Consider the following 21,994-nt stretch of genomic DNA (forward strand, 5'->3'; position numbering starts at 1 on the left):
TCCGGCACCCACGCAAGCATTAAGTTCCTTTAGGGCTTGCTTACATCCTTGTAAGGTCCCTATGCGACGTTCAGCAAAACTGGTAAAATCGTTTGTTTCGATGAAAGGTATCCACTCGATGGATAGCCGCGCCCATGCGTTTCAAGGGACTTGATCTCAATCTTCTCGTTGTGCTGGACGCATTGCTGGCCGAGCGCAATCTCTCGGCGGCGGCACACCGCATAAACCTGAGTCAGCCGGCCATGAGTGCGGCCGTCGCCCGGCTGCGCGATTTTTTCGGCGATGAACTGTTCAGCATGAACGGTCGCGAACGTATTCTGACGTCACGTGCGGTAGCACTTGGCCCCGCAGTCCGCGACGCTCTCCTGCGCATCCAGTCCTCGATTATTTCGTCCGATCCGTTTGACCCAAATCGATCCGATCGCCGCTTCAGGATCATTATTTCCGATTTCGCCACGCTGGTGTTTTTTGAAAAAGTCGTGGAGCGTGTCGCTCGGGAAGCCCCCGCCGTCACGTTCGAATTGCTGCCTCTCGATGACAACCCAAATGAGCTCCTCCGGCGAGGCGACATCGACTTTGTAATTCTTCCGGATATGTTCATGTCGGGCGCGCATCCAAGCGTGGCGCTTTTCGATGAGAAGCTGGTATGCGTGGGCTGTGCCGCCAACAAGCAGCTGCCACGGCAGCTTACATTTGAGAGATACCTGTCGATGAGGCACGTCTGCGTCAGGTTCGGACGTTGGCGCAAGCCCTCCATGGAGGAACTGTTCTTGCTTGAGCACGGCCTGAAAAGACGTGTCGAAGTCGAGGTGCAGGGCTTCAGCATGGTGCCGCCAATGGTGTCCGGCACAGCTCGTATTTCGTCCGTGCCCCTCCGGCTGGTTAAGCACTTCGAAAAAACATTCCCCCTTAAGGTCGTCGAACTTCCGCTGCCGCTTCCCGTTTTCACCGAAGCCGTCCAATGGCTGGCCAACCACAACAGCGATCCGGCCAGCATCTGGATGCGGGAGATAATGGTGCAGGAAGCATCCCGGCTGGCTACTCCTGCGAATCCACGAGAGGCCCCCAGCGCTCCTGGACTTGTGTCGGCCGTTACCGCCCACTCTCATGTTGCCTGAGGCGACAGATCGTCAGCTGATTGGCAGGTGTTGCGCTTGCAGACTGTGAGACTCCCGGGGCGAGGAGCGGAACTCGAAGTGCATGTCTCTGGGTCGGGTACCGCGTCCGGATTCGCAGCTTGGCTGGCCTTGGTCTAGGCTTGCTGGGGCCATCGTGGGTTTATGCCGCGGGTGCGGTCGATGGTCGCTTCGAAGCTCTGGTTGGAGTTGTCAGCTGGCATACGCTTGGGTGCAGAAGAAGTTCTCGATCAGATGACGCTTCCAGATCGAGAGGCGGCGGCAAGGCGCGCCTCGGATCGTGCTGGATCACGATCTTGGCGCCGCGCTCGTTCAGATCGGCAATGATGGTGTTGCTATTGAACCCCGTGTCGGCGTTCGGATCGCCGAAGGCGACGCCCTTGATGGGCGGGCGAAACCCACCGTATCGAAGCGGCCTCCTGACAGGAGGACGAAGCACGCGAGTGCCGAGCGCATCGGTGAGGGCAAGGATCTTTCATGTCGACCTTGGGAGGGCCTGTGGCCTGGCTTTGATTCCCCCTTTGCGCTGCCGCGGCACGTGCATCAACTCATTCGCCCGGCCATGAGTGCAGCCGTGGCCCGGCTGCGGGATGAACCGTTTACGACAAGCGCCGCGGAGGTTTGATCCGCATTGCAGCACCACTTGCCCTGCAAACGCGGCGGTGAGACCTGTCGCGTGATGCCTACGACAAGGTAGGCTCCGGTCACCCGTGCTCAGATCATGGCCATGCCGCCATTGACGTGGATGGTCTGGCCGGTGACGTAGGCTGCTTCATCGGAGGCGAGGTAGGCGACGGCGGACGCGACTTCAGCGCTGGTGCCCATGCGCCGCGTCGGGATCGCTGCCATGATCGCCTCTTTCTGCTTGTCATTGAGCTTTTCGGTCATCGCCGATTCGATGAAACCCGGGGCGACGCAGTTGACGGTGATGTTGCGGGTGGCGATCTCCTGCGCCAGCGACTTGGAAAAGCCGGTCATGCCAGCCTTGGAGGCGCAGTAATTGGTCTGACCGGGATTGCCGGTGAAGCCAACCACAGAGGTGATGTTGATGATGCGGCCATGCCGGCGCCGCATCATCGGATGGGTGAGTTCGCGGGTCAGCCTGAACACGGCGGTCAGATTGACCTCAAGCACGCTATCCCAATCGGCGTCCGCCATGCGCACGAACAGACCGTCCTTGGTAATGCCGGCATTGTTGACTAGGATATCAACGCCTTCGAGCTCGACCTCCGCCTTCTGGCCGAGCGCCTTGACCTCGTCGCGGTTCGACAGATTGGCCGGGAAAAGTTTTACCCGATCGCCGAGTTCGTCAGCCAAGGTCTCCAGTTTCTCGACGCGGGTGCCGTGCAGGCCGACAATGGCGCCCTGCGCATGCAGCACACGGGCGATCGCCTCGCCAATGCCCCCCGATGCGCCGGTGACGAGCGCCTTGCGGCCGGTCAATTCAAACATCTTTTCTCCTCATTCTTCAGGCCGGTGAATTCGGTCACCTCTGAGTGTCGCCGAGCCAGAAGTCTCGGCTCCAATGAGTGGCTTCCTCGCCGCTCCTGATCCGCGCCAGGACCCCTGCTGCGAGGTAGAATCGTCTATGCAGCCCAAACCGCGTTGGGCGAGTTCGCGCAATTGGCCGCGGCCGGCCTCGGCTGCGAGACCAGGCGCGGCTCGACCGACCTGACCACCTGGAGCTGACTGGTGGTGCACTGGGAGAGCCTTCAGACTGCCAGCAAAGCGACGGCGCCCGGAAGGGCTTTGCGGCAAACATGTCGGAGGCTTACTATACGTGTTTGAAGGCTAGAACTGAATTCACGCCGCCCATGGCAAACGCGTTGCTCATGGCCACACGCACCTTACGCTCGCGCGGCACGTTGGGCGTGACGTCGAGATCGCAATCGGGGTCTGGCTCGCGATAGTTGGCGGTCGGCGGTACGACGCCCTCCTGAATCGCCATCACACAGGCGATCATCTCAAGCGCACTCGCTGCACCTTGACAGTGCGCGTGGGTGGATTTGGTGGAAGAGACGGACATCGAATAAGCATGCTCACCGAAGACGCGCTTGATCGCCGCCGTTTCGATTTGATCGTTGGCCTTGGTGCCGGTGCCGTGCGCGTTCAGGTACTCGACGTCCTCGGGATTCAGTTTCGCATCGGCAAGGCAGGCGCGCATCGCGCGCTCCGGCCCGTGAACTGCCGGCGCGGCGATGTGGGAGGCATCGGCAGACAGGCCGATGCCGGCGACCTCGGCAAGAATCGTTGCACCCCGGGCGGTAGCATGCTCATAGCTTTCCAGTACGGCCATGCCCGCACCTTCGCCCAGCACCAGTCCCTTCCGGTCGGCGGAGAAGGGCCGGCAAGTATCCGGAGCGAGCACGCGCATCGCTTCCCATGCCTTCACCATCATAAACACGAACGGCGCGTCGCTGCCTCCCGCAAGCATCACGTCGGCCCGGCCGTACTTGATCTGGTCTACGGCCGAGGCGATCGCATGATTGCCCGATGCACAGGCGGTGGTGACGCCGAAGACCGGCCCGCGAAGGCCGAGGCTCATGCTGACTTGGCACGCAGCCGCGCTCGGCATCGCCTTTACTCCGGAGAACAGATCAACGCGGGACGCTCCCCCCAAAAGGACGTCGCGGTAGCCTTTTTCGGTCGCATCGTAGCCGCCGAAGGCGACGCCCACTGTTGCGCCAAAGCGATGGGCATTGCCTTCATTGCAGGAAAGTCCGGCCTGTCGCATGGCTTCGCGTGCTGCAAGCACGGCAAGCAGGCTGAAACGGCCCATGGCGAGCAGCTGCCTGGGGTCAACGTCGTGCTCAGGCAGCGTCTTGATCTCGGCGCCGATCGTGCCCTCCAGCCCGTGAAGCTGTGCATTGACAATGGGACCGATGGCCGATCGGCCCTCGCGCATGCCTCTCCAGATGGAGCCGACATCGGTGCCCAGTCCGCACAGCCCGCCCAGTCCGGTGATAACGACCCGCCGATCCATTCAAGCCGCCTTGTTGAGCAAGCCGCGGATGGCTTCCACCATGTCGCCGACAGTTTGGAGATCAGACCACGCCTCGGCCGAGTTCATCTCGATCTTGATGCCGTAGGCCTGTTCGAGATCCCAGAGCACGTCCGCCAATCCCAGTGAATCGATGCCGAGCCCAGTCACTTCCGTCGCAGTGGTTATTTCGCCGACGGATGCTGCAGTCGTTCCCTCGGCGTTCTCCGATTCGACGCGCTTCCTGATTATCTCTACGATTTCCGTTGTAAGTTGATCAGACATTATTTGTTTCTTTCCATTTCAGCTTGTTTTTACGTTGGGGTGACTTGACTCCTGGGCAGCGCGCGTCCGGGAAACTAGCCATTAAACTTGTGCAACTGACAAAGCTTAATGCTCATACCAGCCGGATGAGTCCGGCTGGTCTGCGGCGCAGGCTGCGATGGCGAAGAACGTCGCCGGGAGCCGATTTTGCTAGCCACTCGGGACAGATATGTAGTCCCGGAGTTTCATAGCTCCGGACCGTTACGGTCGATCAGCGTGCCGGAAGGCCACTCGTCCATCGAGCGTCCAATCGGCGAAACCAAGACGAGCACGTCCTCCAGGCGCGTGGACGGCAGGTCGTGATGCACATTTGCGCGGCTCGAACGGACGCGGACGCTTGGCACAATGGTGGCTAGGCCCTCTCTGCAGTACCTCTCAACATGGTTGCGCATTGCGTGCCGAACCGTGCCGAAAGCGAATGGAACCCCCATCTGCTGCAGGACTGGATACACCGTGCGCATTGCAAAGCTGATTCCGAGCTTCTCAAGATCCTGACGAACGCCATACAGGCCCAACTCAGCCACTAGGACATCGACCTCGCCAACCCTGATGAAGCGGCGCAGAATACCGATGTGTGCCGCTACGCCCTGAGGGTCGCTGGCAATAAAGCGGAGTTCCGGTCTTGCGCCGGCCCAACTGCGGCCACCTTCGAATGGCTTTGCGCCGAAGGCTCCGTTTCGTCCATAGATGTTTCGGAAAAAATCGGAGAGCTCGACATGGTCGGCCACTTGCAAGTTATTTTCCCAGCATAACCTCCACTGCACGGCAGAGCGCATGGAAGATTTTCTCCTTTCGGGTTGTCCTTAAGACGCTCATCGCGGCATAGAGGCAGCGGGTGATCGGTGCGTCAGGTGTTTGTCCATGCGAGATTTCAGCACAATGATAAAATCGTTTGTTTCGATGGAAGGTATCCACTCTATGGATAGCCGCAGAAATGCGTTTCAAGGGGCTTGATCTCAACCTTCTCGTCGTGCTGGACGCATTGCTGGCCGAGCGCAATCTCTCGGCGGCGGCACGCCGGATAAATCTCAGTCAGCCGGCGATGAGTGCGGCCGTCGCCCGGCTGCGCGATTTTTTCGGCGATGAACTGTTCAGCATGAGCGGCCGCGAACGTATTCTGACGTCACGTGCGGCTGCACTTGGTCCCGCAGTCCGCGACGCTCTCCTGCACATCCAACGTACGATTATTTCTTCGGATCCGTTTGACCCGGCTCGATCCGATCGCCGCTTCAGGATCATTATTTCCGATTTCGCCACGCTCGTTTTTTTTGAGAAAGTCGTGGAGCGTGTTGCCCGGGAAGCCCCCGCCGTCAGCTTCGAATTGCTGCCTATCAACGATAGCCCCGATGAGCTTCTCCGGCGCGGCGACGTCGATTTTGTAATTCTCCCGGATTTGTTCACGTCGAGCGCGCATTCAAGCGTGGCCTTGTTCGGCGAGAGGCTCGTATGCGTCGGCTGTCCCACGAACAGGCAGCTGCCACGGCAGCTTACATTCGAGAGATATCTGTCGATGAGGCACGTCTCGGTCAGGTTCGGACGTTCGCTGATGCCGTCCGTCGAGGAATGGTTCTTACTTGAGCATGGTCTTAAAAGACGTGTCGAGGTGGCCGTGCAGGGCTTCAGCATGATCCCACCCATGGTGTCCGGCACAGCTCGTATTGCGACCATGCCCTTCCGGCTGGTTAAGCACTTCGAAAAAACCTTCCCCCTTCAGATTGTGGAACTTCCGCTGCCGCTTCCCGCTTTCACCGAAGCCGCCCAGTGGCCGGCACTCCACAATACCGATCCGGCAAGCATCTGGATGCGCGAGATAATGATGCAGGAGGCATCTCGCATGGCTGCTCCGCTGTGACAACACGGGAGGCTTTAGGCGCCATCCCATTTACTACCTCCGCGACCAACTGCTTTCGCGTCGACAGCACGCGCTGGACGAAATCAATGCTGGCGGCAAGCGCGCCCGCGAGCTCGTCCAACGTGCGCACTTCCTCGACCAGCTCGAACGAGAAGGGTCCCGCGTAGCCATCGTCAAGCAGCGCCTGGATCTGACTGCCATTGTCGGAACCTCCAAGAAAGCAATCCGGGTAAATCCAGAAGGTCGGGTCGTTCACGCCTGAAATGTGCACCAGTCCGGTAAGCTCGCCAAACAAGGACGTCTCCCCAGCCAGGGTATGGTGAAAAGTATCGTGCATCAGGCGGAACACGGACTGGCCATCAACCGCCGCAATGGCATCGGCCGCTTCCTTCTTTGATCGAAGCGAGCAGGTTCGAAAGCCCAGCGGCTCGATCAGGCCGACAAGACCGCGCGACTGGAGGATCGGCTTGAGCGCGTTTAGAGCGAAGCGGAGACTGTCATGGCGCTCGCCAGTGCTGGCCCGCGAGCCGTGGTTGACCGGCACCAGCACGACCGTCTTAGCCCCGCACGCCGCCGCGTAGTCGGCCAGCTTGTTCGCCTCCGCCCGACGGGTGGGAGTCCAGTCGTCGAAGCGCTGCAAGGCGTTCATCGAGGTTATCGTGACGCCGGCTTCGGTAGCGGCAGAGCGGACCTGCGCAGCCGAAATGGCGTGTGTAACAGGATTGCTGAAATGATGGTCACGGATTTGAACATCGGTCAGGCCCTGATCACGCGCAACTGCGAAAATTGCACTGACGTCGACCGATGGGGCCGCCATGTCTTCGAGCGCAAAGCGGGGAGATACCTGGCGCATGGGCGGAGCTTTCCTTCCAGAAATGCGGCGCCAGTCTTGTCTGGCTTCTCCGCGCGCCCCACTGCAGGCCGATGCACAAACCTGATTGGAGCAGGCTAGTCAATCGAGCGATTCTTGCATTTATGAAAGGAATGTCGGCCATGGCGATAGATCACATCATTTCAGATGTTTTCCGGCAGATAGATGTCAAACGGCAGAAATGTCTGCCCCGGCGTCTCCGCCGTGCCGGTCTTGATGGCGCGATCCATCAGCAACATCAGCTCCTGGCAAAGTCGGCGCAGTGGCGTGGCGACCGCCATCGTGATGATGTCATCAGCGAGGGCCTCCCGTGACTCCGGCGTGATTTCATTCACGATCGCCACGAGATCCTGACCTTTGCCCTCTTCCCGGAGCGCTGAGATAGCGCCCTCCATGCCACCGCCGGCCACGTAGAAGCCGACGAGCTCAGGTTCCCGCTGCATAAGGTCCAGCAGCGCCTCGTAAGTGATCTGTCGTTTCTCAAGGTTCACGAGCGTATCGAGCACCTCGAATGCTGGCTCGTTCTCACGGAAAAAAGAACGAAAGCCGCTTTCCCGTAGCTCGTGACCCTGGAAACGGTGGCTGCCGACAAACACCGCCACCTTGCCAGGCCGTTTAGCGGCCTTGGAGAACATCCAAGCTGCCGTCCGCCCGACCCTGCGGTTGTTGAGACCGATGTAACCCTCGCGCACGCCAGCGGCGAAGTCAGAAAGGAGCGAGAAAACCGGGATGCCTTTCGCCTTGAGCTCCTCGACTGCTGCCGTGATCTTCGGGTGGTCCGGCGCCACCATGGCGATCGCGTGGCATCGGCTACCAAGATCCTTAAGGAGGGTGGTCAGGTCCCCGGGCAAATGTGATGGCGCGAATTCGATGAGCGGAATGCCGTGGAAGGACTGGGCCGAACTCACCGACGCTTCGACCTCGCGCGCGAACTCCTGGTAGAAATGCTGGGCCGGTTTTCTCAAGATGAAGCCCAGCCGGTAGCGCGGCAGATCCCGTTGCAAGCGCTGTTTGATGAGACCCGCAGCATGATAGCCGATCGCGTGGGCGGCCTCGTGAACCCGCCGCGCGGTCTTCTCCCGCACCGGCAGGCGAGCGTTCAGGACCCGATCGACAGTCGCCACGCTCACCCCGGCTTCGCGGGCGAGATCGACAATTGTGGGGCGCTTTGCCGTCGCTCCAATTCTGATCGGCTGTCTCTCTGTCATACGGCGCATCCCAGCGACGGTTCGGGGCGGCAAAGTGAAAATTTCGGCATCCTGCACGATCGACAGCCTATCCAATGAACGGCGCTCCAGGCGCAACCGCGCGGGTGTCGATCTACGGTTCGTTTCGATAAGGCGTCCATATTTCTTGTACTCACCGCATTTGGCGCTTCTGATCTGTGGCCCGCGAAGCACTGTTTAGAGCCAGCGAGCCGATTGTTTCGTTCGGATGTTAGCCCGGCGACTGGATTAGTCGCGCTGCAGCAATCTTGCTGGGGCGGATGGCCGGTTTAATCTCTCGGCAAGCTCCCGCAGAAGGCAGCTTTCATGCGCGCTTCGTCCAATTCGCCTTCCCAGCGGGCGACAACGAGCGAGGCCACCGCGTTGCCGACTACATTCGTCAGCGCTCGGCATTCGGACATGAAGCGGTCCACGCCAAGGATCAGAGCCATCCCAGCAACGGGAACGCTCGGGATTACGGAGAGCGTAGCGGCCAAGGTGATAAAGCCGGCGCCTGTTATACCTGCGGCACCCTTCGAGGAAAGCATCGCGACAAGCAATAGGAGGACCTGGTCGGAAATCGACAAGTGCGTGTTCGTCGCCTGGGCGAGGAAGAGGGCGGCAAGCGTCATGTAGATATTGGTGCCGTCCAGATTGAAGGAATATCCAGTCGGGATAACGAGACCCACGACAGAACGCTTGGCGCCGGCCTTCTCCATCTTTTCCATGAGCGAGGGCAGCGCGGCCTCCGAGGAGGACGTTGCCAGGACCAGCAGCAGCTCTTCCTTGATGTAGCGCACGAGAGAAAAGATCGAGAAGCCGTTGTATCGGCAGACCGCGCCGAGAATCCCGAATACGAAGAAGAAGGCAGTGAAATAGAACGTCGCGACCAGCATCGCGAGGTTGGCCACCGAACCGATGCCATATTTGCCGATGGTGAAGGCCATGGCGCCGAAAGCGCCGACGGGCGCGGCCCTCATCAGAATGCCGACCAGCTTGAACACCGGCGCAAGGAGCGCCTGAAGCAAAGAAAGCACGGGCTTGCCCGTGTCGCCGACCATCGCCAGAGCGATGCCGAACAGGACCGAGAAGAACAGGACCTGCAGGATGTCGCCTTCGGCGAAGGCACCAACGATCGTTATCGGGATGATGTTCATCAGAAAGCCGGTCACGGACTGCTCGTGGACCTTGGCGGCATAGCCCTTCACGGCCTGAACATCGAGCGACGCCGGATCAATGTTGAGGCCAGCACCTGGCTGAACGACATTTGCGACTATGAGACCGACAACCAGTGCGAGGCTCGAGAAGGTGACGAAATAGATCATCGCCTTGCCGGCGACCCGGCCAACCTTTTTGAGGTCGTTCATGCCGGCAATGCCGGTCGTGACGGTTAGAAAGATCACTGGTGCGATGACCATTTTCACGAGCTTGATGAAAGCATCGCCGAGGGGCTTCAGAGCCTCTCCGGTCCCCGGACAGAAATAGCCCACTGCGACACCGAGGGCGATGGCGGTAAGCACCTGCACGTAGAGCTGGGCGTAGAAGGCCTTGCGGGGCGTGGGACCCGCGCTTCGGATTGGTGGAACCAACAGCTTTTCTCTCCCTGACCGGACGGGGTGGGGCTCCTCCCTTCCCGCGCTTCTCCCATCGCGGCGCTCCGGTCAAACGCTGCTGCCATCTCAGCCGCAAGCGTTGTGCCAAGTGGAAACCCGCGCCCAATTATGCGTATTCCGCCGCTCGGTCACGCAGCTTCAGTGAGGCTTGTGCGGGTTTCCGCACTGGTTGCCTCCATTCTTGGCGAAATTCCGCACCTAAGGCTCCGGCAATGGTCCGTGTCTGAAGCAATAGGTCGGTAGAGCACGGATGATACAACAAGGGCGCGTTGCAACCATTGCTTTTGCCCGGCAGAGCGGCCGCCGGTCGGTATCTCTGGGGTCCCGATGTGCCCCTCCTTTCTTTGTCTTGTTTGCGACTGACCGCGCACCGGTGTGGAGGATTCCCTACACAACCGTGCTTCGCCGCGCTCCCGTTGCAGCCGAGTGCGTCTCGAAGGGGCAGTGGAGAAGACCGGTGATTCCGCCAGTCCTGGGGCGCAACGGTGTGATTCAGGAGATGCTTCGTAGCACGAACATAAGCCGCGCTCGAAGACAACTTTGCGCCATGGCATGCGCCGCAGCGTGTTCTATTGTCAACGGCATCAATAGCGAGGGTATGAATGGTTGCTGCGATCCACTCAGTGAGCCGCTACCGCTTCCGCACCACCTGATGGGGCGCTGGAAGCACGCACAGGCGCTCGGTATGCTCAGCGCGCCGCGCACCCGCCGAGACGCCGGGGTAAACATCTCTGCCGTTCGCATCGATCTGCGAGCAACTATCTGAATTGATGGGATTCTGTCATGTCGTCCTACTTTCCTTTCACAAATGCAAGGAAAGCTCGATTGACTAGCCCCCGTCGTTCCCGCTCTGTAGAGCAACGTGTGGTTGCGCTCGGGAGGAGCCTGAACCGCGCCCCACTTCAGTAAGGATAGCCAAGCCATGCCTCAAGCATTGCCTCCGGCGTTTTTCGTTCTTGCCGATCATCACGGCCTGACCGACGCCCAAAACCGTGACCCACTTTTGATCCAATGGCAGCCAGTATGCCGGCTGCGGAAGTCGGCGTGCTGCCGTGACGCCGGGTCACAGACTATCCGTATCGACGTCTCAAGCGTTTCGATGAGCGGCTCCTACGAGCGAGCAAGCGCGCCAATCATGCGGTGGCCCGCGGGGCGAAGAAACTCTTGCTGGTGCCGGCCATCGGTGGCTCGGGCCTCGATGCCACTTGACGAGGCCTCTACGCCCGGGGGGGCGTCGCAGGTTCAGATGGCGCGGCGTTGCTTTCGCGGCCCGAGATCGAGGATGACATGCTAGACCGGGACAATAATGGCCAACCTGAAGAAAATGCTGGGCAGACGCCGCCATGCTGCTCGTCGCTTCATGACGGGAAAAGGGATGACTCAGAATCCGCTATTCTGCCGTCGCGCGCGAGCGTGCTTGCTGGCATATGGGAAATAGTGAAAGCACTCACCGCCCCCTCCGGGCTCGAAGTCACGCTGGCCAAGGTCGTAGACCTCCTGCGATCGTTTCTGCAGATGCGGCACGGCATCATCTCTCTCTTCGATAGTGATGGCGAACTGGAAATCACCGTAGGCGCCGGCTGGACCGAGAGCTGCGGTGAGCGCTGCCGGACGTATCTGCCGCGGAAGGCAATCGACCATATTGTGGCCACGGACACGCCCCTGGCCACCGAGAACATCGCGGTTCATTCGGCTTTCACCGCCGCCGACATGGAGGTGCTCGGGGTCTCCGAAAACATACCAGTGTCCTTCGTCGGCGTTCCCATCCGCGTCGATGCGAATGTCGTGGGCACGCTGACCATCGACCACGTACTGGACAATGGCTCAAGAGTTTGGCTCGATTACAACCTCTGTCTGCTTCCCCTAATCGCCAACCTGGTAGGACAGACAGTCAAGTCGCATCGCTCTTTCGACGGCGACCCCGAGCAACCGATGGCACAGCAGGATTTGCTGCCAAAGCAGAAGCATCCGGCCCGGCAGCGTAACAAGATTCACGTTGAGGGGATGATTGGCGACAGTTTGGCGTTGCGCGGTCTGCTTGAGAAAGTCGCGGTCGTAGCTAAGGCTAAGATTGCTGTTCTGTTGCGAGGCGAATCCGGTACCGGCAAGGAGCTGGTCGCCAAGGCTATCCACGAGTTGTCGCCGCGCGCCAAGCGGCCCTTCATCAAGCTCAATTGCGCGGCGCTGCCCGAGACAGTCCTGGAATCCGAATTGTTCGGTCATGAGAAGGGTGCATTCACCAGCGCGTTCAACTCACGCAAGGGGCGCTTTGAGCTCGCCGACAAGGGGACGCTGTTCCTGGACGAGATCGGCGAGATTTCGGCCTCTTTCCAGGCAAAGCTCTTGCGCGTGCTGCAGGAGCAGGAGTTTGAGCGCGTCGGCGGCAACCAGACCATTAAAGTCGATGTTCGCATCATTGCCGCCACGAACAAGAACTTGGAAGAGGCGGTTGCCAGAAACGAGTTCCGTGCCGACCTCTATTACCGCATCAATGTGGTTCCCTTGCTGGTGCCAGCGCTACGCGAAAGGCGCAGTGATATTCCGCTACTCGCCGCTGAGTTTCTCAAGAATTTCAACGGTGAGAACGGCCGGATGCTGACCTTCGATCCCAGTGCGATGGAAGTCCTGATAAACTGTGATTTTCCCGGCAACATTCGCGAGCTCGAAAATTGCGTGTATCGGACAGCAGTTCTGGCGGCGGGACCATCAATCGGGAGAGGCGACTTTGCATGCTGCCAGGGCAAATGCTTCGCCGAGGCGCTGCACAAGAGCAGATTTGGCAAAATCGCGCTGCAATCCCCGCCGATCGTGCCGCTGCCAGCGGTTGCGGCCATACCGCCCGCTGCTGCCGCCGTCGCAGTCCCGCCTGAGATCACAAGTCAGCCGCCGCTTGGCCCTGCCGGGGCAGTCCAGTTAAATGGTGCAAGAATGACCGATGCTGAACGTGTCATCGAGGCCATGGAAAGATGTGGCTGGGTGCAGGCAAAGGCGGCACGCCTGCTTGGACTGACGCCCCGCCAGATTGGCTACATGTTGAGGAAATATGGCATCGAGATCAAGCGTCTTTGAAGCTAACGACCGAAGCGAGTAGCGGGGACCGTGCTTGTGCCCCTGGAAACGGGTGATGGGGACCTCACGTCAGTGCCAACTTTCGATCCAATCGCACAGTCCGGCTGACCCCGCGGCTGTCGGCTTCACGACGCACCTGGGTTTGAAGGCAGCGCTATCATCGATGGTCCAAGCCATGTCTCGATATCACCAGCCCGTGCCGGATGCACTGGGACTGAAACGGAGAAAAAATCATGTCGGATGCAAAACTCGGAACTGTGCTTTCCTCTCTCTCGCAAGTGGCGAGACAGTTAGATGTTCTGCTATCCGACAAACCGGCGCCGGATGCGAGTTGCGTCAAGCTAAATACGAACGAGAACCCGTTTCCGCTGCCGACAGTCATAATGCAGAGTGCAATGGCGGCTCTCGAACGGCAGTATCTATATCCAGAAGACGACAACGTCAGCTTGAGGCAAGCAGCTGCTGAAGCCTACGGCGTCTCCAAGGATCAGGTGATCGCCGGAAACGGATCGTCTGAACTGCTTGGGCTTATTTACAGAGCTTTCCTGGTTCCAGGAGACAGCGTGGCGATGATGTCGCCCGGGTTTTCGTTCAACCGCAAACTTGCCAGTTTGCAGGGTGCTCAATTTGTCGAAGTCGGATGGGGCCAAGATCATTCCTTGCCCGTAGAACAATTGCTTTTGGCACCTGCAAAAGATGCCAAATTCATTCTGCTGGCTAATCCGAACAATCCGACCGGAACGTTTGTTCCGGTGGCCGATATCGAACGTCTAGTATCACAATCAGACCGCATGATTGTCTTGGATGAGGCCTACGTCGATTTTGCACCGGATAATGGTCTGCATCTCATCAATTGTTATCCGAATCTCCTGGTCTTGAGAACATTCTCGAAAAGCTATGCCACCGCCGGCATTCGCGTCGGTTTCGGACTTGGTCACCCTGAAGTCATTGGCAGGCTGCGAAATCTTCAGAACGTCTTCAACATGAATGTGATCGGCCATGCGGTTGGTATCAGCGTCCTTGGGCACCGCGCCGCCTATGCCGAGAACCACAAGCACATCAAGCATGAAAGACAGCGAGTGACGATGGCGCTGTCAAAACTCGGATTTTCCGTAATACCTTCCCACGCAAATTTCCTGCTAGCACGTGTGCCAGCGGGGCAGGAAGGCTCATGGTGGCAAGCAGCCTTGGAAAGGCAAAAGATACTCGTTGCCTTCTTTCCTGATGCAGGTTTGGAAAATTACATCCGCATTAGCATCGGCACAAAAGATGAGATGGATGAATTTCTTGAGGCCGCCAGCGACATAGCTGGAACGGCGAAGGAAACTATCCCGCTGTGCCGGCCGTCAGCGGCCGCTGCTTCTGCCTTAACCAATCGATAGTTCCCCGGCCATTAAGCGCCGATAATTTGAATTTGCTTGCACCATTGCGAGCCACGAACCATTGCAAAGAGTTGGAGAAAATTCGTGAAGAATGCCTTCCCCCGGGGCCTGACCTTCGGCATATTCGACCACCTGGACGAGGATGGCTGCGAGATTGCCCGACAATACGCCGATCGCCTGAGTTTAGCAGAGGCGTGCGATCACCTTGGTTTCTACGCATATCATCTGGCAGAGCACCACTGCACTCCGCACGGGAGAGGCCCATCGCCGAATCTGTTCTTAGCCAGTGTCGTCCAGCGCACCCGGCACCTTCGCGTCGGCCCGATGGTAATGCTCCTTGCCCTTTATCATCCGCTGCGTGCGTTCGAGGAGATCTGCATGCTGGACCAGTTGAGTGGTGGCAGGGTCGAACTGGGTATAGGGCGCGGCTCTCTCCCAGTCGAATTGGGTTACTTCGGGATTGCTGCGGAGGCGGCGCCAGGTCACTATGCGGAAGCCAGCGAAATCCTTATTAAGGCGATGAAGGGCGACACGCTGTCCTATCGCGGCCGCCATTTTGAGCTGAATGACGTCCCTTTGACGCTGAGATCTCATCAGCGCCCCCATCCACCGACATGGATCGCCACCAATAGACCCGAGTCGGCCAGCTGGGCCGCTGCAAGTGGCGCCAACATCGCGTGCCTGGGACCTGCCTCTTCTGTTCGCAGAATTACTGATGCGTTCCGAGCCTGCCGGGAGCGCAGTGCCGACGCGGACGAGCGAGGGCCATTTCTTGGAATGCTCCGCATGGTCGTGATCGCGCGATCGGAAACAGAAGCATATGCGCTCGCGGCACCCGCTTACGAACGATGGCTCAAGAGCTTCAGGTTCCTCTACGACCTCAATGCGCTCCAGACGCCGCCAAATCTGCCGCTGAGCTTGGATGCAGCAATCGAGAGCGAATTGTGCGTGGTGGGAACGGCATCTTCTGCGCGACAAGCTCTTCTTGATCAACTCGAAGAGGCCGGTGCTAATTATCTACTTTGCCAACTTGCATTTGGGAATCTGTCCTTAGACGCTTCGCTATACACCGCAAGGACGATCCAATCTGAAATCATGGCTCGAGTTACCTGACGTGCAATGCGCGTTCCGCGTTCGGAGTTGAATTTCTCCGGCGCACCATCACCTTCCCGGTCCCGCGCATGATGCCGATATAGTGCTTGGTGTGTGGGTGGAGGGCGCGCACGCTTGTGGAGGCCCTAGATATTTGAACGGCCTGCCGATTAAGAAATCGCCCCGATGTCGTTTCGCAAGAGAGGGCGAACTTGTGCGTATCAGGCCAAAGCTCCGGTTTCTGAGGCATAGAGAAGATTGCTATAGCTCATTATTTAAGGCACTATGAGTTATAGAAAGGTGCGCTATAACTCATGGTATGGAATTGGGAGCAGGCTGACTGGCCGCATTTTACCTACGATAAGGAAGAATTGGAACCGCTGGAAAGCGAATTCCTGCTGCGATCGGGTGAGTTCCTGGGTGTCTTTCGGCACGTCGGTTCTGACGATCGCGACCAGATACGCATCGATCTTATCAGTGAAGAGGCCTTGAAGACGTCCGCGATTGAAGGGGAATACCTCAACCGCGAGAGTCTGCAATCATCCCTGCGCCAGCAACTTGGGCTGGGCAGCGAGAACAGGCGCATTCCGCCTGCCGAGCGCGGCATCGCGGAAATGATGGCCGACGTGTATTTACATTTTGGCCATGTCCTCTCGCATCGCACTCTCTACGCTTGGCACAAGATGGTGATGTCGGGGGAACGGCGTATTGAGACCATTGGCAATTACCGCCAGCATGCCGACGTCATGCAGATCGTTTCCAATCGGCTGGATAAGCCCAAAGTGCATTTCGAGGCACCTCCCTCAGCGCGGGTAAAAGCCGAAATGGATGCTTTCACCGCTTGGTTCAACGATACCGCGCCTAAAGGTAAGACGCCGCTCCCGGCGTTGACGCGAGCCGGTATCGCGCACCTTTATTTCGAGAGCATCCACCCATTTGAGGATGGCAACGGCCGCATAGGACGTGCCCTCTGCGAAAAGGCGCTTGCTCAAAGCCTGGGTGAGCCAAGTCTCATCGCTTTGGCATACACGATCGAACGCCACCGCAAGGCCTACTACGACAACCTGCAGGCCAGCAATAAGAGCAACGCGGTAACAAATTGGCTGCTCTACTTTGCCAACACGATCCTTGAAGCGCAACGCGTAACGCTGGTCCGCGTCGAATTCTCCGTAGCTAAAGCCAAGTTTTACGAACGCTACCGAAACCAGTTCAACGAGCGGCAGGAAAAGGTCATCGCCCGAATGTTCCGCGAAGGCATCGACGGGTTCAAAGGAGGGCTCAGCGCCGAGAATTATATCGCCATCACTCAAGCATCGCGCGCGACGGCGACAAGAGATCTGCAAGACCTCGTTTCCAAGGGCGCGATGATAAGAACTGGCGAACGGCGACACACGCGTTACGCCCTGAACATTCTGGATGACCGCAGGTAAACCGCAGCACAGATTTATTGCCACCTTACTCGCGCAGCGACACGTGCGAAGTTTTGAGCAAAAAGGTCTATGAATTCAGGATCGCGCTGAGCAAAGCCTGAGCGCACCAAGTCCGACTTAAACGGGCCCGTCTGCATTTCCATGAGAATGTCAGGGCGACGGTTGCGGTGCCAGCGCGTTTTCATCTTCAAGTTTCGGCAATATTCATGGCACTTCGGGCGACCGAAGCAATAACGGCCAACGCATCGGCGGTGCCGTCGGCTTCGCCTTTCTCAAAATCACCTTCGTCTGGCCCATCTAGTTTGTTACATGGGCAAAGCAAATCACGTCCTTGTGACGCGCCGATGCAAAGGAATAGACGGCCGCCGCTACCGTTCCGGACAATTGCCGAGGTGCAAGCCGCACTTCAGCTCGGTGGCTTAGCCGTGGTCAAAATCATCACCTCGCCGTGCAGTCGCGCCTCATGACCTGAATGGTGGCGGAAAGGCCGGCTCACGAATGATTAGATCGTTCGAGATCGGGTCCAGTCAGTGCCGGGCGTGTTCGCATTGGCTGTGATCGGCCAGCACCTCAATCACCCGGCATTCGCCGACCTTCCCGTGCCGGCAGCCTTCGACCATGAGTTCCAGTTCGGCCTTCAATGCCGTGAGGCTGCGTATCCGCTGAACGACGTCGGCCAGCCGCGCCTGGGCTATGGTGTCGGCCGTGGCGCAGGGCTGGCTGGGATTATCCTGCAACGTCAGCAGGGTGCGGATGGCTTCGATGTCGAACCCCAACTCGCGTGAATGGCGAATAAACGCCAGCCGGCGCAAATCGCTCGTCTCATAGTGCCGTCGATTGCCCTCGGTGCGGTTCGGCGCGGGCAGCAGGCCGATATACTCATAGTAGCGGATGGTCGGCACTTTCACGCCGCTCTGTCGTGCCGCTTCGCCAATCGGGACACTGCGCATGATTTTTCGCTTGCTCCTCTAGTCGCTAGAGAATGTAGCGTGCCGCTGGAATGGTTCAAGGAGTGAGACGATGGCTGCAACCGCCGCACAAACCCGTTATCGCGTCGAAGGCATGGATTGTGCCGGCTGCGCGACGAAAATCGATAGCGCGGTGCGGCGCATGCATGGCGTCCAGGATGTGAACGTCTCGGTCACTGCCGGCACCATGACCGTCAGGCACGCTGCCGAAAGCGACCTCGCCGCGATCGAAAAGAAGGTAACGGGCCTCGGCTATTCTGTGGCTCAGCTCACGAGCGAAGCCGGACAGAATGCCAAGCCGGCCGGGCACGGCACCAAAGGCGGCCATGATCACGCTGGCCACGATCATGCTGGCCGCGACCATGCCGGCACAGCCAAAGATGGCCACGACGACGTGGAGAGCTTGCATGGCCACGACCACACGCCGGCCAAGGGGCCGTGGTGGAACAGCGCCAAAGGCCGGCTGAGCATCGCCAGCGGGGCCGCATTGGCCGCAGCTTTTGCGATTCACTATTTCTGGCCGGCCACCGGCGTCTGGCTTTTCATAGCGGCCATGCTGATCGGACTGGTCCCGATTGCACGGCGAGCTGTGATGGCCGTGCTCGCCGGCATTCCCTTCACCATCGAAATGCTGATGACCATCGCGGCGATCGGCGCCGTCATCATCGGTGCCGGCGAGGAAGCCGCCACCGTGGTCTTCCTGTTCCTTGTCGGCGAGTTGCTGGAAGGCGTGGCCGCCGGCAAGGCGCGCTCCAGCATCCAGGCGCTGACCACGCTGGTGCCCAAGACGGCATTCCTGGAGGAGAATGGCGCCACGCGCGAAGTTCCGGCCGAAGCCCTTGGGGTTGGCGCCGTCATTCTGGTGCGGCCGGGCGATCGCATTCCAGCCGACGGCAAGATCATCGAGGGCGAAAGCGCCATCGATGAATCGCCGGTGTCGGGGGAAAGCGTGCCGGTGCGCAAGGGCGTCGACGCGGACGTATTCGCCGGCACCATCAATGGCGACGGCGTGTTGCGCATCACCGTCACGGCTGCGGCGTCCGACAACACCATCGCCCGCATCGTCAAGCTGGTCGAGGATGCCCAGGAAAGCAAGGCGCCGACGGAACGCTTCATCGACCGTTTCTCACGCTGGTATACGCCCGCCGTCGTCGCCGTGGGGGCTCTGGTGGCCGTCGTCCCGCCGCTGGCCTTCGGCGACGACTGGAACGAATGGATCTACAAAGGCCTGGCGCTGCTGCTCATCGGCTGCCCCTGCGCCCTCGTCATATCGGTGCCGGCGGCAATCGCCGCCTCGCTCTCGGCCGGCGCCAGGCGTGGTCTTTTAATGAAAGGCGGCGCGGTGCTGGAAGGCTTGGGCAAGATCACCGCCGTGGCTTTGGACAAGACCGGAACGCTGACTCAAGGCAAGCCCGTGGTGACGGATGTCGTGGCCATCGGGATCAGCGAAAAAGAGGTGCTGTCGCTGGCCGCTGCACTCGAAACCGGATCGAGCCATCCGCTGGCCCTGGCTATCCTGCGAAAGACCAAGGCCGATCGCGTGCCGGTGCCGCCGGCGGCGGAGGCCAAGGCGCTCGGCGGCAAGGGCGTCGTCGGTCGCATTGGCGGTAAGAACGTCTTCCTGGGCTCGCCGATCGCTGGAGGCGAGAAGGTCGCGCTGCCGGCCGAGCAGGCGGCCCGCATCGCCGAACTCAATGACCAGGGCAAGTCGGTGTCGGTGCTGCTGATCAACGATGTGCTTGCCGGTTTCATCGCCATGCGCGACGAGCCTCGGCCGGACGCGCAGGCCGGCCTCAAGGCGCTGACCGATGTTGGCATCAGGACTGTCATGCTGACTGGCGACAACCAGCGCACGGCGGCAGCAATTGGCAAGCACCTCGATATCGAGGTGCGCTCGGAACTGCTGCCCGAAGACAAGCAGCGCATTGTCGGCGAGTTGAAAGGGCAGGGGCTGACGGTCGCTAAGGTCGGCGACGGCATCAACGATGCGCCGGCGCTCGCCGCGGCCGACATCGGCATTGCCATGGGCGGCGGCACCGATGTCGCCCTGGAGACGGCAGATGCGGCGGTGCTGCATGGCCGCGTCGGCGATGTCGCGGCGATGATAAAACTGTCTCAGGCGACCATGGCCAACATCAAGCAGAACATCACCATGGCGTTGGGGCTGAAGGCGGTGTTCCTGGTGACGACCGTAGTCGGCATCACCGGCTTGTGGCCCGCCATTCTCGCCGACACAGGCGCGACGGTGCTGGTGACAGCCAACGCCATGCGGCTGTTGCGCTGGAAAGGTGGGGTGTAGATTGCCGCCTTCCTGTGTCATTTGGGACGGCTCGATGAGCAACAACCATTCGCATGTTGAAGTCGTTCAAATATTGGTCTTCCGTCATCCTGCCTATTGACATCATAACGGCGTAGAATGCTGCATCCGTCGCTTGACGGCTCGAGGAAAACCCGTCGCTAGTATGTTGGCGCATGATCGCGGTGCAGGCTTTCAGCGTCGCAACCCGCGCCAAGTGACACAAAGCGTAATATTTCATCTCTCCCTCCGCCATCACCCGGTTGCGATTTTGGAAGTCGTCGAACATTCCTTCCAGTTCGTCCAGGAAGGGAAGATCCTCTATCAATGTCACCATGGAACCGACGAAGTTGTTTGCGTCGTCGGCCGCCATATATCCGAGCCGCTTAGGTAACGTGGTCATCTCTGCAGCACCTTGCGGCTTGTCGATCAGCCTCTAACGGCGGACCGGTTCCTGCGGCAAACGTAGGACTTATAGGGTCGCGCGGCAAATGGAGCCAAGCATCTAGAAGAGCCAAGACGTGCTCCGCCGGCAAAGCGCCCGACGAGCCCGCCACTCAGACCGCCTTTCCGTGTTCTCTTGACTCTCGCAATGATTGAGCGCCGAATAGCCATCTACTTGGGAGGGCGGAATGAAATGTCTGATTTTTCTTAGTGTTCTTTTTGGCGCCTATAGCGTTGCCCCGGCGTTCAGCCATGGCGGCGGAACAGACTCAAACGGCTGCCACACGAATCATAAAACTGGCCAATATCACTGCCATTAGGGCGGCTTACTATGATCAAATGTTTTGCGCTCGCAATCGGACTCGTTTTGGGCGCGTCCGATGCATATGCTTGGGATGGGACGGATACGACGACTGGCGAGTCTGTTGAGATTGGCACGGGTAATCTTGTCAGGACGGGCAGGGACATCGAAATATTTGATAGTGGTGCTGGCGAATATCGAGACGTAACCGTCGAAAGTATCCGGCGACACGGATCGACAGTTGAAGTCGAGGTCTACGACAACGAAAGCGGCGAGTATCGGACTCTTGAAATGGAAGACGACTGATCTCGCTCATCAACTGCGCTGGCGCAGCGGGCCGCGACATCTTCTTGCCAGTTGTTGCCGGCCATCGGTTCAACGATGTATAGAAGCACCGCCGGCAATCACCGGCGAGCTAGTCGTCATGACGCCTGGAATCATGGAAGAAGGCCCATGCCATGATGAGAAGCGGCCGGCCCGTCTAGGTTCGTGATGATCGGCCGCAGGGAAGACTTAAAGCTCCGGCCGTGGCGCGACGGGAGCGACAGCAGATGACTGATTTGGCCGAAGAATAATTCATTGTCCCGGTCCCGGCATTGGTAGCGACTCTTTTACCTGCGGAACGGGAAAAGGGTGTGCCCCTAACGGAAAGAGAAGTCCTACAAATCAGAGATCAGGCTCCGTCCATCGCGATGCCCGCGCATGCCTATCGGGCAGTCATAGAAGCTCGGGGCTACGACGACATTGATCCTGAGAATGTGCGGGATGAATGGCAGTTGGCGCGGAAATCGCTTGAGGCAGAGAACTAGCCTTGGGAAAATTCTCACGTCGCACCTTGCTGTGCGCGTAGGAATATGTTCCCCTAGGATGGTTGCGGCGATCCACTCAAAGGGAGAGCCAACATGGTCAGGCACAAACACCCCAAGCAGCTTTCAGAAGCCGACATCGAGCGTTTTCTGGCGGATGCCGAGAAGCTTCACAAAACAATCACCCGCCCACTCATATCGCCTAAAGCGTGTCGCGATTTAAGG

Annotated in this window: 17 protein-coding genes and 1 pseudogene; 10 read left to right on the top strand and 8 right to left on the bottom strand. The window is 59.2% G+C overall.

Features of this window, described 5'->3' with window-relative positions; all coding sequences use genetic code 11:
* Positions 1 to 134 precede the first annotated feature (134 nt).
* A complete protein-coding gene (locus BQ8482_RS31420) occupies positions 135 to 1,118 on the top strand; it encodes a LysR family transcriptional regulator (RefSeq protein WP_008878226.1) in 984 nt (327 codons plus the stop codon).
* Positions 1,119 to 1,416: 298 nt separating this feature from the next.
* Positions 1,417 to 1,761 carry a hypothetical protein gene (locus BQ8482_RS39785; protein WP_008878225.1) on the top strand — a complete coding sequence of 115 codons (345 nt, stop codon included), beginning with the start codon at positions 1,417 to 1,419 and terminating at the stop codon, positions 1,759 to 1,761.
* 89 nt (positions 1,762 to 1,850) lie between these two features.
* Here BQ8482_RS39785 and fabG read toward each other — a convergent pair whose 3' ends face one another.
* The 4 genes from fabG to BQ8482_RS31445 all read right to left on the bottom strand — a co-directional run bounded on the left by fabG (position 1,851) and on the right by BQ8482_RS31445 (position 5,216).
* Positions 1,851 to 2,588, bottom strand: coding sequence for a 3-oxoacyl-[acyl-carrier-protein] reductase (fabG, locus tag BQ8482_RS31430; protein ID WP_008878224.1), 738 nt, complete (start codon positions 2,586 to 2,588; stop codon positions 1,851 to 1,853).
* 322 nt (positions 2,589 to 2,910) lie between these two features.
* On the bottom strand, positions 2,911 to 4,119 hold the full coding sequence (locus BQ8482_RS31435; protein WP_077378864.1) for a beta-ketoacyl-[acyl-carrier-protein] synthase family protein: 1,209 nt from the start codon (positions 4,117 to 4,119) through the stop codon (positions 2,911 to 2,913).
* Positions 4,120 to 4,401 carry an acyl carrier protein gene (locus BQ8482_RS31440; protein WP_008878222.1) on the bottom strand — a complete coding sequence of 94 codons (282 nt, stop codon included), beginning with the start codon at positions 4,399 to 4,401 and terminating at the stop codon, positions 4,120 to 4,122.
* A 224-nt stretch (positions 4,402 to 4,625) separates the two neighbouring features.
* A complete protein-coding gene (locus BQ8482_RS31445) occupies positions 4,626 to 5,216 on the bottom strand; it encodes a NodA family N-acyltransferase (protein ID WP_008878221.1) in 591 nt (196 codons plus the stop codon).
* Positions 5,217 to 5,374: 158 nt separating this feature from the next.
* Here BQ8482_RS31445 and BQ8482_RS31450 point away from each other — a divergent pair, with 158 nt between their 5' ends.
* Positions 5,375 to 6,292, top strand: coding sequence for a LysR family transcriptional regulator (locus BQ8482_RS31450; RefSeq protein WP_040594270.1), 918 nt, complete (start codon positions 5,375 to 5,377; stop codon positions 6,290 to 6,292).
* A 76-nt stretch (positions 6,293 to 6,368) separates the two neighbouring features.
* Here BQ8482_RS31450 and BQ8482_RS31455 read toward each other — a convergent pair.
* The 3 genes and pseudogenes from BQ8482_RS31455 to BQ8482_RS31465 form a co-directional block, all read right to left on the bottom strand.
* Positions 6,369 to 7,145, bottom strand: a pseudogene (locus tag BQ8482_RS31455) (TIM barrel protein); the annotation flags it as partial.
* A 161-nt stretch (positions 7,146 to 7,306) separates the two neighbouring features.
* On the bottom strand, positions 7,307 to 8,371 hold the full coding sequence (locus tag BQ8482_RS31460) for a LacI family DNA-binding transcriptional regulator (RefSeq protein WP_008878216.1): 1,065 nt from the start codon (positions 8,369 to 8,371) through the stop codon (positions 7,307 to 7,309).
* A 287-nt stretch (positions 8,372 to 8,658) separates the two neighbouring features.
* Complete coding sequence (locus BQ8482_RS31465) at positions 8,659 to 9,957, bottom strand: dicarboxylate/amino acid:cation symporter (protein ID WP_208867902.1); 1,299 nt, start codon at positions 9,955 to 9,957, stop codon at positions 8,659 to 8,661.
* A gap of 1,311 nt (positions 9,958 to 11,268) precedes the next feature.
* Here BQ8482_RS31465 and nifA point away from each other — a divergent pair.
* The 4 genes from nifA to BQ8482_RS31485 all read left to right on the top strand — a co-directional run bounded on the left by nifA (position 11,269) and on the right by BQ8482_RS31485 (position 16,954).
* The gene (nifA, locus tag BQ8482_RS31470; RefSeq protein ID WP_123151135.1) at positions 11,269 to 13,050 is read left to right on the top strand and encodes a nif-specific transcriptional activator NifA; all 1,782 of its coding nucleotides are present in this window, start codon (positions 11,269 to 11,271) and stop codon (positions 13,048 to 13,050) included.
* A 233-nt stretch (positions 13,051 to 13,283) separates the two neighbouring features.
* Complete coding sequence (gene hisC, locus BQ8482_RS31475; RefSeq protein WP_123151124.1) at positions 13,284 to 14,432, top strand: histidinol-phosphate transaminase; 1,149 nt, start codon at positions 13,284 to 13,286, stop codon at positions 14,430 to 14,432.
* A gap of 84 nt (positions 14,433 to 14,516) precedes the next feature.
* Positions 14,517 to 15,545 (top strand): LLM class flavin-dependent oxidoreductase, encoded by a 1,029-nt coding sequence (locus tag BQ8482_RS31480; protein WP_123151125.1) that lies wholly within the window; start codon positions 14,517 to 14,519, stop codon positions 15,543 to 15,545.
* A 293-nt stretch (positions 15,546 to 15,838) separates the two neighbouring features.
* On the top strand, positions 15,839 to 16,954 hold the full coding sequence (locus BQ8482_RS31485) for a Fic family protein (protein WP_123151126.1): 1,116 nt from the start codon (positions 15,839 to 15,841) through the stop codon (positions 16,952 to 16,954).
* A gap of 527 nt (positions 16,955 to 17,481) precedes the next feature.
* Here the strand turns inward: BQ8482_RS31485 and BQ8482_RS31495 are convergent.
* Positions 17,482 to 17,904 (bottom strand): MerR family transcriptional regulator, encoded by a 423-nt coding sequence (locus tag BQ8482_RS31495; protein ID WP_123151127.1) that lies wholly within the window; start codon positions 17,902 to 17,904, stop codon positions 17,482 to 17,484.
* A gap of 70 nt (positions 17,905 to 17,974) precedes the next feature.
* On the opposite strand from BQ8482_RS31495, the gene BQ8482_RS31500 reads away from it, so the two are divergent.
* The 3 genes from BQ8482_RS31500 (at position 17,975) to BQ8482_RS31510 (ending at position 21,269) form a co-directional block, all read left to right on the top strand.
* Entirely contained in the window at positions 17,975 to 20,221 is a 2,247-nt protein-coding gene (locus BQ8482_RS31500) for a heavy metal translocating P-type ATPase (RefSeq protein WP_123151128.1), read from the top strand.
* A gap of 629 nt (positions 20,222 to 20,850) precedes the next feature.
* A complete protein-coding gene (locus BQ8482_RS40430) occupies positions 20,851 to 20,982 on the top strand; it encodes a YHYH domain-containing protein (protein WP_123151129.1) in 132 nt (43 codons plus the stop codon).
* A gap of 11 nt (positions 20,983 to 20,993) precedes the next feature.
* On the top strand, positions 20,994 to 21,269 hold the full coding sequence (locus BQ8482_RS31510) for a DUF5334 family protein (RefSeq protein ID WP_123151130.1): 276 nt from the start codon (positions 20,994 to 20,996) through the stop codon (positions 21,267 to 21,269).
* The last annotated feature ends 725 nt before the right edge of the window (positions 21,270 to 21,994 follow it).

This window comes from Mesorhizobium delmotii (assembly GCF_900149755.1).
Classification (GTDB): domain Bacteria; phylum Pseudomonadota; class Alphaproteobacteria; order Rhizobiales; family Rhizobiaceae; genus Mesorhizobium; species Mesorhizobium delmotii.

Coding starts and splice junctions, on each gene's coding strand:
- BQ8482_RS31420 (WP_008878226.1), top strand. CDS start 135: ATGCGTTTCAAGGGACTTGATCTCAATCTTCTCGTTGTGCTGGACGCA.
- fabG (WP_008878224.1), bottom strand. CDS start 2,588: ATGTTTGAATTGACCGGCCGCAAGGCGCTCGTCACCGGCGCATCGGGG.
- BQ8482_RS31435 (WP_077378864.1), bottom strand. CDS start 4,119: ATGGATCGGCGGGTCGTTATCACCGGACTGGGCGGGCTGTGCGGACTG.
- BQ8482_RS31440 (WP_008878222.1), bottom strand. CDS start 4,401: ATGTCTGATCAACTTACAACGGAAATCGTAGAGATAATCAGGAAGCGC.
- BQ8482_RS31445 (WP_008878221.1), bottom strand. CDS start 5,216: ATGCGCTCTGCCGTGCAGTGGAGGTTATGCTGGGAAAATAACTTGCAA.
- BQ8482_RS31450 (WP_040594270.1), top strand. CDS start 5,375: ATGCGTTTCAAGGGGCTTGATCTCAACCTTCTCGTCGTGCTGGACGCA.
- BQ8482_RS31460 (WP_008878216.1), bottom strand. CDS start 8,371: ATGACAGAGAGACAGCCGATCAGAATTGGAGCGACGGCAAAGCGCCCC.
- nifA (WP_123151135.1), top strand. CDS start 11,269: ATGCTAGACCGGGACAATAATGGCCAACCTGAAGAAAATGCTGGGCAG.
- hisC (WP_123151124.1), top strand. CDS start 13,284: ATGTCGGATGCAAAACTCGGAACTGTGCTTTCCTCTCTCTCGCAAGTG.
- BQ8482_RS31485 (WP_123151126.1), top strand. CDS start 15,839: ATGGTATGGAATTGGGAGCAGGCTGACTGGCCGCATTTTACCTACGAT.
- BQ8482_RS31495 (WP_123151127.1), bottom strand. CDS start 17,904: ATGCGCAGTGTCCCGATTGGCGAAGCGGCACGACAGAGCGGCGTGAAA.
- BQ8482_RS31500 (WP_123151128.1), top strand. CDS start 17,975: ATGGCTGCAACCGCCGCACAAACCCGTTATCGCGTCGAAGGCATGGAT.
- BQ8482_RS40430 (WP_123151129.1), top strand. CDS start 20,851: ATGAAATGTCTGATTTTTCTTAGTGTTCTTTTTGGCGCCTATAGCGTT.
- BQ8482_RS31510 (WP_123151130.1), top strand. CDS start 20,994: ATGATCAAATGTTTTGCGCTCGCAATCGGACTCGTTTTGGGCGCGTCC.